Here is a 9,939-nt window from a genome sequence, read left to right as displayed (position 1 = left end):
CTCCTCTGGACGAGCCTGCCGGGTCGGGGCGGAAGGAATGAGACGCCTCGTCAGCAATGATTACCGCCGGGTAGCTCGTAGTTCAAGGGGCGGGCGTGATTCCCGCTGGACACCCTCGGACGTGTCGGCTGGGATGGATGAGTGACTGCCGACACCGTGACCGATCTCTTCGAAGAACACCGGCCCTTCCTCACCGGGGTCGCCTACCGCATGCTCGGCCGCGTCGCCGACGCCGAGGACGTGGTGCAGGAGGCGTGGCTGCGCTGGTCTTCGGCAGAGCGTGAGGACGTGCGGGAGCCGCGGGCCTTTCTCGTCCGGATCACCACGCGTCTGGCCATCGACCGGCTGCGCCACCTGAGGTCCCGGCGCGAGGCGTACGTGGGGCCGTGGCTGCCCGAACCCGTGGTCACCGAATTCGGTCCGGCCGTCCCCGATTCCACCGAACGCGTGGTGCTCGCCGACTCCGTGTCCCTCGCCGTGCTGGTCGTCCTCGAGACCCTTTCCCCGCTGGAGCGTGCCGTCTTCGTCCTGCGCGAGGCCTTCGGTTTCCCGTACGCGGAGATCGGCGCCGCTCTCGACCGGTCCGAAGCGGCGGTGCGGCAACTCGCCGGCCGCGCCAAGCGCCACGTGGACGAGCGCAAGCCGAGGTACGACGTGGACCCGGCCGTGCGGCGCGATCTCACCGAGCGTTTCCTCGCCGCCGCTTCGGGCGGGGACCTGGAGCAACTGCTCGCTCTGCTGGCTCCCGACGTGCGCCTCGTCAGCGACAGCGGAGGCAAGGCGAAGGCGCCGAGGCGGATCATCGAGACGGCTGACAAGGTCGGCCGCTTCCTCATCGCGGTGGGCCAGGACCGGCCTGCCGCGACGGAGGTCCGCATTCTGGAACTCAACGGCGGCCCCGCCCTGGTGTTCAGTGTGAAGGGAGAGGTGGACACGGTGTTCCAGGCCGAGATCGGCGACGGAGTCATCCAGTGCGTCTACGTCATTCGCAACCCGGACAAACTGGCCGCGGTGCGCGCGGGTTGACGCGGGTCGGTGGCGAGGGGGGAAGCCCCGGTCCGGGAAATCACGCGCCCACACACAGCCCCACGACCCTCACCGATGGTGCAGGCCGTGGGGCTCCGTGTTGCCTGCGCCCGTCACCACGCGAACGTCCCGTGAACGCTCTGCGGCAGTGGATCGTTTCGCTGCGTTACGGGGCGAGGATTGGTCTTGACCAAGGTGGTTCGCCGTCCTAAGGTCTGAACGATAAGGCAGGAACCTTTAATAAATAACGTCGCGGAATACAAGCCACCGGGCGGATGCGGAGGACAGGGTGGGGACCACGCAGCTGGAAGCGGTGCAGGAGCCGAAGTACTGGCACCTCAAGACCGTGCTCAGTGAGGCACTCGACTCGGACTTCGCGGTGGGAGAGGTACTGCCCAACGAGCGGGATCTCGCGGCGCGCTTCGGCGTAGCCAGGGCCACCCTCCGCCAGGCGCTGGAGCAGCTCGAACTCGAAGGCAGGCTCCAGCGGCGCCGCGGCGTGGGCACCACCGTCGCCCCGCCCCGGGTCAAAGTGGCTGTCGCCACCGCACAGCAGGGCTGGGCGGGCGGCGACACGGACGAGGCATGGCAGCCCATCGAGTGCGTCACGGGCACCGCTCCTGCCGCGGTCGCCGCGCTGCTCGGCACTGACGCAGGGGAACCTGTGCACGTGGTGCGCCGCATCCGGGTCGCTCAAGGGCAGGCTGTGGCGGCCGAACTCCTCTATGTACCGACGTCGTCCGTGCCCGAACTGTCAGCCATCGAAGCGCCGTCAGGGCCTGTCCGGGCCCGCAAAGTCCTGCGGGAACTGCACCGCATCGACCTCGACGGCCAGGACCGCTCGGTCGAACTCGGTTCGGCCCGCGCGGACGACGCGAAGGAGCTCGACCGGCTCCCCGGCGCCCCGGTTCTCGTGGTCACCACCCGGCATCTCGCCGCCGCAGGCACGGCAGCGGTCTCTGTAGCCACGTACAGGGCCGACACCTGCCGGCTCACCTTCGGGGATTCCGGCGCGCTGGAGATCAGCCACGATGAGCAGGAGCGCAAAGCCTCCTGACGTGCCGGGGGGCTTGCCCCGCCGTCTTCGGGCCTGGTTCCCGGACGGGTGTCCGCCCCGGGCTTCCCGCTCGGGTGCCGCGGTCCGATCCCGTTTCCTCACGGCCCGTCGCTGTCAGCGGCGGGCCGTCACCGTTCCTTCCACGGCGAAGAGCTGTTCCTCCACGTGGTCCAGGGCCAGCCGCAGTGCGCCGGTGGCGACAGCCGCCTCCCCGAGGAGGGAGAGGGTCACCCTCGGCGGCCGCAGGCAGTAGCGGGCGAGCTCGTCGCGGAGCGGGTCGAGAACACCGTCCAGCCCGGCGGCCCAACCGCCGATGACCACGAGCTCCGGATCGAGCGCCAGCACCAGAGCCGCGACATCGTGCACCAGACGCTGGATGAACCGTGCGACCGCGGCCTGGGCCCCCGCGTCGCCGTGCCTGGCCTTGGCGAAGACCGCGGCGACGGCGTGCTCGTCCAGAGGGTCCAGCGGGGTGTCCGTCGTGGAGAGCAGGTGTTCCGGTGTGACATCGCGGCCGAGGAGATGCAGCGCGCCGATCTCTCCGGCCGCACCACCGAACCCGCGGTGCAGCCGCCCGCCGATCAGAGACCCGGCGCCCGGACTCAAGCCCGCCAGGACGAAGACGATGTCGTCCGACTCGGTCGCCGCGCCCTTCCAGTGTTCGGCCACCGCAGCCGCGTTGGCGTCGTTCTCCACCAGGACGGGGCACCGGAAGGAACGCCGCAGCCTTTCGCCGAGCGCGAGACCGGTCCAGTCCGGCAGTGCGGTGCCCAGCCGGACGGTGCCGTCGGCCTCCACGATGCCGGGGCTTCCCACTCCGACCGCGCGCAAGCTGCTCCGCTGCACCCCTGTGCGGCGCAGCAGATCGGCGATCATGCCTCTGACCTGGTCGAGTCTGTCATCCGCGCACGCCGTCTCGGAGACGTCCCGTGAGCCCGCGCCGACGATCCGGCCGTCCAGTCCGGACAGCAGGGCGGAGACCCGGTGCGGGCCTATCTCGATGCCCAGCAGGTACCCGGCCTCGGCACGGAACCTGAACCGTCGGGCAGGCCGGCCCTGGCGCCTGGTTCCGCTTTCGTCGGGCAGCGCCTCCACCACCAGGCCCGCCGCGAAGAGCCCCTCGACGACACCTTCGACCGTGGGGCGCGACAGGCCGGTGATGCGGGTCAGGTCCGTGAGCGTGGGCGAATCCGCCCCTCGCAGGGCGTGCAGCACCACCGCGGAATTGATCCTCCGCAGCAGAGACGGGTCCCCACCGGTCAGCCTGCCCACCGTGTGTCCTCCCAGGTCGTGCCCATGTCTGCCGGATCGTACTCGCTGACTCTCACCTCGGCGACCAGCACCCGGAGAGAGACAACCGGAACCGGTCCGGGCCCGGGCGCGACCCCGATCGGAGCGGAGCTGAGGGCCGGCGTGGAGCTGCGATGGGCTGGAGGGGCGCATCGAGGGCCGGCGGGGGAGCTGGGAGGGTCAGCTGGGCGCTACGAAGCCGGACTCGTAGGCCGCGATCACCGCCTGTGTGCGGTCCCTGGCGCCCAACTTCGCGAGCACAGCGCTGACATGTGTCTTCACGGTCTCCACGCCCACCACGAGCTCTGCGGCGATCTCCGCGTTGGACCGGCCCCGTGCCATCAGGCGGAGCACCGCCGCTTCGCGGTCGGTGAGCGCCGCCCGGACCATCGCGTCCCGTGCCTGTCTCGTGCCGTAGTCCGCCGCGAGCTGCCGGACCGCGGCGGGGAACAGCAGCGACTCACCTTCCGCCACCAGCCTCACCGCGTAGACGATCTCCGCGGGCCGGGCCCGCTTGAGCAGGAACCCGTCCGCTCCCGCGCGCAGCGCCTCATACACGTACTCGTCGTTCTCGAACGTGGTCACCACCAGGATCTTCGGCGGATCGGCAACGGTGCGCAGCACCAGCCGGGTCGCCTCGATGCCGTCCATCAAGGGCATGCGCACATCCATGGCCACGACGTCCGGCCGGAGGCTGCTGACGAGAGGGATCACGGCCGCACCGTCTGCGGCCTCACCCACCACCTCGATGTCGTCCTGCGCTTCCAGGACCGCGCGGAGTCCCGCGCGCACCAGAGGTTCGTCGTCGACGAGAAGTACGGTGACCGGCATGCGGTCAGGGTATGCGGTCCAGCGGCAGGCTCGCGTGCACGATCCATTCCCCTTCGTGCGGCCCGGTTCTGGCCTTGCCACCCAGCAGGGCGGCCCTCTCCCGTATGCCCCGGAGCCCGCTGCCGCTGCCCGGGGCACGGGTCGATGCCACGAACGGATTGGCCACCTCCAGCTCCAGCCTCTCCTTCGCCACGGCGATCCTCACCCGTACGGGAACGGCGCCGGCATGACGTAGCACATTGGTGAGCGACTCCTGCAGAATCCGGTAGCCCTCGCGGGACACCGGACCGGGGAGCAGATCCAGCGGCCCGGTCATTTCCACGTCCATCTTGACGCCGGAGCCGCGAGCCGATTCCAGCAACCGGTCGGCTTCGACCAGGGTCGGACGCGCCCCGGCAGGAGGGTCCGATTCCCTCAACACACGCAGGACACGCTCCAGATCGTCCAGCGCCTGGCGCCCGGTCTCCTCGATGGCGGCGAGTGCCCGCGCGGTGAACTCCGGGTTGCCCGCTGTCCTGGCAGCCCCGGCCTGCACCACCGCGACCGTCAGCGCGTGTCCGATCGAGTCATGAAGCTCGCGAGCTATGCGGTTACGCTCCAGAAGCTGCTCCGCGCGTTCCTCCAGAGCGGTCAGCCGCTCCGTCGGTGAGGGCCCCAGCAGCCCGCGGGCGGCCGCGGTGGCCACCTCACCGAACAGGACGACCAGCCCGAGAAGTACAAGGATCGGCAGGGGTGCGAGCAGAGCGCACCACCAGCCGGGCTCGACATCACGGGCCAGCCATGCATCGCTCGGACGCGTTCCGAACGCACCACGCACGAGATCGACCGCCGTCGCCGACAGCCAGACCGTCGCGAAGCACGCAACCGTCCCTAGGACCAGGCGTGCCTCCAGCCAGGCAACGGTGCGCCAGCGGGCAGCCCAAGTCATGGCAGGTGCGGCGGAGATCGCGGCATCTGGGCGGCCCCGCTGATCGGGCGTGAGGAGAAACTGTGCCTGGAGCCCTTCGGCCAGACGCATCGCCGGAAGCAGGCCGACAGGAATTGCGAAGAGGACGGGCATCCACGGCTTGGTCGGGGAGATGAACAACCACACGCTGCCCACCGCGGCCGGAATGAGCAGGTGCAGCCAGCGACTGTATGTGGCCGGTCTGGCCAGCATGGATAAGAAGCGGCGCATGCTGCCATCGTGCCAGGGCAGGCCGGGGGCCGGCTCCCCCGAGAGAGGGAGACGATCCACTCGGGCGGGGGAGGCCCCAGGCCGGGCCCGACGACCAGGCTGAGGTCATGACCAGCATCGACGTGCATGAACTCACCAAGGACTACGGACCCACCCGTGCCGTGGACCACCTCACGTTCAGCGTGCGACCTGGCCTGGTGACGGGCTTCCTCGGGCCGAACGGGGCGGGTAAGTCCACCACCATGCGCCTGGTCCTCGGACTGAACCGGGCGACCGGGGGTTCCGGCAGGATCGGTGGCAAACCCTACGCGTCATTGGGTAATCCGCTGCGACGTGTCGGTGCACTGCTCGACGCACAGGCCGCACATGGCTCCCGGACCGCCCGCAATCACCTGCTCGCGCTCGCCACCAGCAACGGTATATCGGGAAGCAGAGTTGAAGAGGTGCTCGTGGAGGCAGGCCTCGGCTCGGTAGCCGAGCGGCGGATCAAGACGTTCTCGCTCGGAATGCGGCAGAGGCTCGGTATCGCCGCGGCTCTTCTCGGCGATCCCGAGGTGGTGATGCTGGACGAGCCGTCGAACGGATTGGATCCGGAAGGCATCGTCTGGATCCGTGAACTGATGCGGAAGCTGGCCGGTGAGGGCCGTACGGTTCTGGTCTCCAGTCACCTGATGAACGAGACCTCTTCGTTCGCGGACCACTTGATCGTCCTCGGCAGGGGAAGGCTCCTGGTCGACATGCCGATGCAGGAGTTCCTTGCTTCCCGGAGCCGGCCCGGCGTCCGGTTCCGTACGACGGAGCCCACACGGCTGCTCGACGCACTGGCCCGCAGGGGGTTCGAGCCTGCACAGGACGACAGCGGGCGCTGGACGGTCGTCGGTGCCACGGCAGAAGAAACTGGTGTCCTGGCCGCCTCCGAAGGCGTCCCACTTCTCGAACTCGTCGATGAGCAGGCCACGCTGGAAGAGGCCTACTTCGATCTCACGTCGGCCGAGGCCGAATTCGCCGCCCCCATGCCCCCCGCCGCCGGCCAGGAGGTCTGACCAGCATGACCATGTCGACGACTGCAGTACTGCACTCCGAGTGGATCAAGATCAAATCGGTGCGATCCATTTCCGGTTCCCTGATAGCGGTTTTCGCCGCTACCCTCTTCGTCACCGTGCTCGCCTCCTCCACCGTCGGGCAGGCAGAAGCGGACAACCCGGGTAACGACCTTCTCTTCTCCGCCTTCTACGCGCTGAACTTCGGCCAGATCGCGGCCATCAGCTTCGGCGCGACCGCTCTGTCGTCCGAGTTCCTGAACGGCGCCCTACGGACATCGCTCACGGCCGTCCCCAGCCGCAGCCGTTTCTACGTAGCGAAGATGGCGATGGTCGGTGGGCTCGCCCTGGTCGTTGGGCTGATCACCAGCTTCGCCGCATTTCTGGTGGGACAGCTGTTCATGGGCGAGTACAGGATCCATCTGGCGGAACCAGGCGCCCTGCGCGCCGCGGTCGGTGGTGGTGTCTACCTCGCTCTGATGGCGCTGTTCGCGGCCGGACTGACAGCGGTGTTGCGCAGCGCGGTTGCCGTACTCGGTCTGCTCATCCCCTTCATCCTGATCGTCTCCTTCGTGGTCGGCGACATAGCGGGAGGCGTCGCCCAGTACCTCCCCGACCGAGCAGGGCAGTTGGTGCTCCGGGGACAACCTGAGGGGGGCCTCGGACCATGGACGGGACTGGCCGTCACCGCGGGGTGGGCGGCAGTCGCACTGGTCGCCGGCTGGTGGGCCCTCCGGAAGCGGGACGCCTGAGGGGCGGCGCCGGAGTGGACACGGCCCGAATGCACGGCCCGAATGCACGGCCCGCACGGCCGGCTTCCAGTACCGCGCGTGGTCGGCCCACAGCACCTCGGGAGAGCAGGAGACCGTCGGACCGGGGCCATGTGTCAGTGCAGGGAGGTTTACTGACGGTATGACCACCGCACACCACCTCCTCCTCATCGACGGGATGCGCACCAAGGACTTCCCTCTGGAGCGTGTTCCGTCAGGCTCGGGAGTCAGCGGACCTGGCTACCACACGGCGGTCCTCATCGGTGAGGACGGCCACGACGGGAGAGATGGGGCAGACCGGCTGGAACACCGGGCGCAATGTCTGGCGGAACGCGACGCGCTGCTCACGCTGCTCACCCTGCGCTGGGGTGAACCCCAGCTCGTCAGCCTGTGGAGCGCACAGGAACGGGCGACGAGAGGAGAGGAGATAGCCGAACCATGGGCTGAAGCAGTCGCCGGCTGCGAGTATCTCCAGCTGTGGCATACGGAAGGCCGGTGGATTGCCGTGGTGCTCCACCTGGAGGAAGACGGGCCGGGCTGCGAGTTGGGCGTGCTTGTCACCGTGATCGACCCACCCTGAGTGACAAGGACCTACGGCCGCGCGGCCGCGCGCCCGGAGGCAGTCCCGCAGCAGCTCATGGCGGAGCCGGGGCCGGGGCGGCCGGGCCGGAGGCGTCCCGGCCGACCGCGGCCAGCAGTCGAGCGTACTCGTCCGCCATGGTGCTCACGGTCCAGTGTGCGTTCAGGCCACTCGGGTTGGGCAGCGCCCAGACACGCGCGCCGCCGATGGTCCGCTCCTGCGGGCCGATCTGCGCACGGCGGTCGCCGAAGGCCGAGCGGTAAGCGGTCACCCCGACCACGGCCAGCCACTGCGGGCCCAGCGCTTCCACCTTGGCCGACAGCAGTTCTCCACCCGCACGGAATTCCTCCGGACTCAGCTCGTCCGCCCGTGCGGTGGCTCTGGACACCACATTGGTGATGCCCAGGCCGTAACCCGGAAGCTGATCCTGCTCCGACGGTTTCAGCTGCCTGGGTGTGAAGCCCGACAGATGCAGCACCGGCCAGAACCGATTGCCGGGATGAGCGAAATGGTGCCCCGTGGCGGCGGTCATCAGGCTCGGGTTGATTCCGCAGAACAGCACACGCAGACCGCCCGCGACCACGTCGGGTACGACGCGATCGCGGGCGGCCAGTAGCTCTTCGGGTGTCATGCGGCAGTGGGGCAGGCCGTCAGAGGATGGAACCGGGGGTGTACGCCGCGGCCTCCGGGTGCTGCTTGGCGATCTCCTCGATCCTGGACACCAGAACAGCGACCTGATCGCCCGCCGCGCCGGTGAACGAGAGCTTGTCCGCCATGAGGGCATCGAGCTCACCGCGGTCGAGGGGGATACGCTCGTCGGCGGCCAGCTTGTCCAGCAGCTCGTTGCGCTCGGCTCCTTGCTCCCGCATGGCGAGAGCCGAGGCGACCGCGTTCTCCTTGATGGCCTCGTGCGCGACCTCGCGGCCGACCCCTGCCCGCACCGAGCCCATCAGCACCTTGGTCGTGGCGAGGAAGGGGAGGTAGCGGTCCAGCTCACGTGCGACGACCGCGGGGAACGCGCCGAACTCGTCGAGCACGGTGAGGAACGTCTCCAGCAGGCCGTCGAATGCGAAGAAGGCGTCCGGCAGTGCGACCCGGCGGACCACGGAACAGGACACGTCGCCCTCGTTCCACTGGTCGCCCGCCAGCTCGCCCGTCATCGACGCGTAGCCGCGAAGGATCACCATCAGCCCGTTGACCCGCTCGCAGGAGCGCGTGTTCATCTTGTGCGGCATCGCCGACGAGCCGACCTGGCCCGGCTTGAAGCCCTCCGTCACCAGCTCGTGTCCGGCCATCAGCCGGATGGTCTTGGCGACCGACGACGGCGCGGCGGCAAGCTGCACCAGCGCGGTGACCACGTCGTAGTCGAGGGAACGGGGATAGACCTGGCCCACGGAGGTGAAGGCATGTGCGAAGCCGAGGTGGCCGGCGACGCGCTGCTCCAGGTCGGCGAGCTTGCTCGCGTCTCCGCCCAGCAGGTCCAGCATGTCCTGCGCCGTCCCGACGGGGCCCTTGATGCCGCGCAGCGGGTAACGGCCCAGCAGGTCCTCCAGGCGCCCGTAAGCCACCAACAGCTCGTCCGCGGCGGTGGCGAAGCGCTTACCGAGCGTGGTCGCCTGTGCGGCGACATTATGCGAGCGACCCGCGATGACCAGCTCGCTGTACTCCGCCGCCAGCTTGCCCAGCCGGGCCAGAACCGCCACCGTGCGGTCGCGCATCAGCTCCAGCGAGAGCCGGATCTGCAGCTGCTCGACGTTCTCGGTGAGGTCCCGGGAGGTCATGCCCTTGTGGACCTGCTCATGGCCGGCGAGGGCGTTGAACTCCTCGATCCGCGCCTTCACGTCGTGCCGGGTGACCTTCTCGCGCTCGGCGATCGAGGCGAGGTCGACCTGGTCGATCACACGCTCGTAGTCGGCCGGCGCCGCGTCGGGTACCTCGATCCCGAGGTCCTTCTGAGCGCGCAGCACCGCCAGCCACAGCTGGCGTTCCAGCTTCACCTTCTGCTCGGGGGACCAGAGGACGGCCAGCTCCGTAGAGGCATAGCGGCCGGCCAGGACATTGGGGATGCGAGGCTTCGCAGACACAGCAGTCACGTGTCCGGATTCTACTGGCGGTTTCTGCAGGTCCGCGCCGCGGGCCGGTATGTGGCTTCCTACGAGGACCGGGAG

The 9,939-nt window shown here is 69.2% G+C and carries 10 protein-coding genes; 5 read left to right on the top strand and 5 right to left on the bottom strand.

Translation table 11 applies throughout. The features are described from left to right. Positions 1-141 precede the first annotated feature (141 nt). Positions 142-1,026: an RNA polymerase sigma factor SigJ gene (gene sigJ, locus ACIQM3_RS11355; RefSeq protein ID WP_401622100.1), complete on the top strand. Its 885-nt coding sequence runs from the start codon at positions 142-144 to the stop codon at positions 1,024-1,026. Between the two features lie 289 nt (positions 1,027-1,315). Beyond that, on the top strand, positions 1,316-2,083 hold the full coding sequence (locus ACIQM3_RS11350) for a GntR family transcriptional regulator (RefSeq protein ID WP_401622098.1): 768 nt from the start codon (positions 1,316-1,318) through the stop codon (positions 2,081-2,083). Positions 2,084-2,197: 114 nt separating this feature from the next. On the opposite strand, the gene ACIQM3_RS11345 is transcribed toward ACIQM3_RS11350, so the two are convergent. From ACIQM3_RS11345 to ACIQM3_RS11335, 3 genes are all read right to left on the bottom strand, one after another. Next, positions 2,198-3,355, bottom strand: a complete 1,158-nt coding sequence (locus ACIQM3_RS11345) for an ROK family protein (protein ID WP_401622096.1) — start codon at positions 3,353-3,355, stop codon at positions 2,198-2,200. Positions 3,356-3,553: 198 nt separating this feature from the next. Further along, on the bottom strand, positions 3,554-4,204 hold the full coding sequence (locus ACIQM3_RS11340) for a response regulator (protein ID WP_401622093.1): 651 nt from the start codon (positions 4,202-4,204) through the stop codon (positions 3,554-3,556). A gap of 4 nt (positions 4,205-4,208) precedes the next feature. Continuing rightward, complete coding sequence (locus ACIQM3_RS11335; protein ID WP_401622090.1) at positions 4,209-5,381, bottom strand: sensor histidine kinase; 1,173 nt, start codon at positions 5,379-5,381, stop codon at positions 4,209-4,211. A gap of 107 nt (positions 5,382-5,488) precedes the next feature. On the opposite strand from ACIQM3_RS11335, the gene ACIQM3_RS11330 reads away from it, so the two are divergent. The 3 genes from ACIQM3_RS11330 (at position 5,489) to ACIQM3_RS11320 (ending at position 7,771) form a co-directional block, all read left to right on the top strand. Next, on the top strand, positions 5,489-6,424 hold the full coding sequence (locus ACIQM3_RS11330; protein WP_401622087.1) for an ABC transporter ATP-binding protein: 936 nt from the start codon (positions 5,489-5,491) through the stop codon (positions 6,422-6,424). Positions 6,425-6,429: 5 nt separating this feature from the next. Then, a complete protein-coding gene (locus ACIQM3_RS11325) occupies positions 6,430-7,173 on the top strand; it encodes an ABC transporter permease (RefSeq protein ID WP_401622085.1) in 744 nt (247 codons plus the stop codon). Between the two features lie 160 nt (positions 7,174-7,333). Beyond that, the gene (locus tag ACIQM3_RS11320) at positions 7,334-7,771 is read left to right on the top strand and encodes a hypothetical protein (protein ID WP_401622083.1); all 438 of its coding nucleotides are present in this window, start codon (positions 7,334-7,336) and stop codon (positions 7,769-7,771) included. Positions 7,772-7,826: 55 nt separating this feature from the next. Here ACIQM3_RS11320 and mug read toward each other — a convergent pair whose 3' ends face one another. After that, complete coding sequence (gene mug, locus ACIQM3_RS11315) at positions 7,827-8,402, bottom strand: G/U mismatch-specific DNA glycosylase (RefSeq protein ID WP_401622080.1); 576 nt, start codon at positions 8,400-8,402, stop codon at positions 7,827-7,829. A 19-nt stretch (positions 8,403-8,421) separates the two neighbouring features. Then, on the bottom strand, positions 8,422-9,864 hold the full coding sequence (gene purB, locus ACIQM3_RS11310) for an adenylosuccinate lyase (protein WP_399234446.1): 1,443 nt from the start codon (positions 9,862-9,864) through the stop codon (positions 8,422-8,424). Positions 9,865-9,939: the final 75 nt, after the last annotated feature.

The sequence above is a fragment of the Streptomyces sp. NPDC091271 genome, assembly GCF_044757505.1.
Lineage (GTDB): Bacteria > Actinomycetota > Actinomycetes > Streptomycetales > Streptomycetaceae > Streptomyces.
The sequence above is the reverse complement of the archived record's forward strand: the minus strand, read 5'-3'. Positions and strand labels throughout refer to the sequence as shown.

What these genes read in the sequence shown, in the direction of transcription:
- ACIQM3_RS11340 (WP_401622093.1), bottom strand. Translation starts at nt 4,204, where the DNA reads ATGCCGGTCACCGTACTTCTCGTCGACGACGAACCTCTGGTGCGCGCG.
- ACIQM3_RS11335 (WP_401622090.1), bottom strand. Translation starts at nt 5,381, where the DNA reads ATGCGCCGCTTCTTATCCATGCTGGCCAGACCGGCCACATACAGTCGC.
- ACIQM3_RS11330 (WP_401622087.1), top strand. Translation starts at nt 5,489, where the DNA reads ATGACCAGCATCGACGTGCATGAACTCACCAAGGACTACGGACCCACC.
- ACIQM3_RS11325 (WP_401622085.1), top strand. Translation starts at nt 6,430, where the DNA reads ATGACCATGTCGACGACTGCAGTACTGCACTCCGAGTGGATCAAGATC.
- ACIQM3_RS11320 (WP_401622083.1), top strand. Translation starts at nt 7,334, where the DNA reads ATGACCACCGCACACCACCTCCTCCTCATCGACGGGATGCGCACCAAG.
- mug (WP_401622080.1), bottom strand. Translation starts at nt 8,402, where the DNA reads ATGACACCCGAAGAGCTACTGGCCGCCCGCGATCGCGTCGTACCCGAC.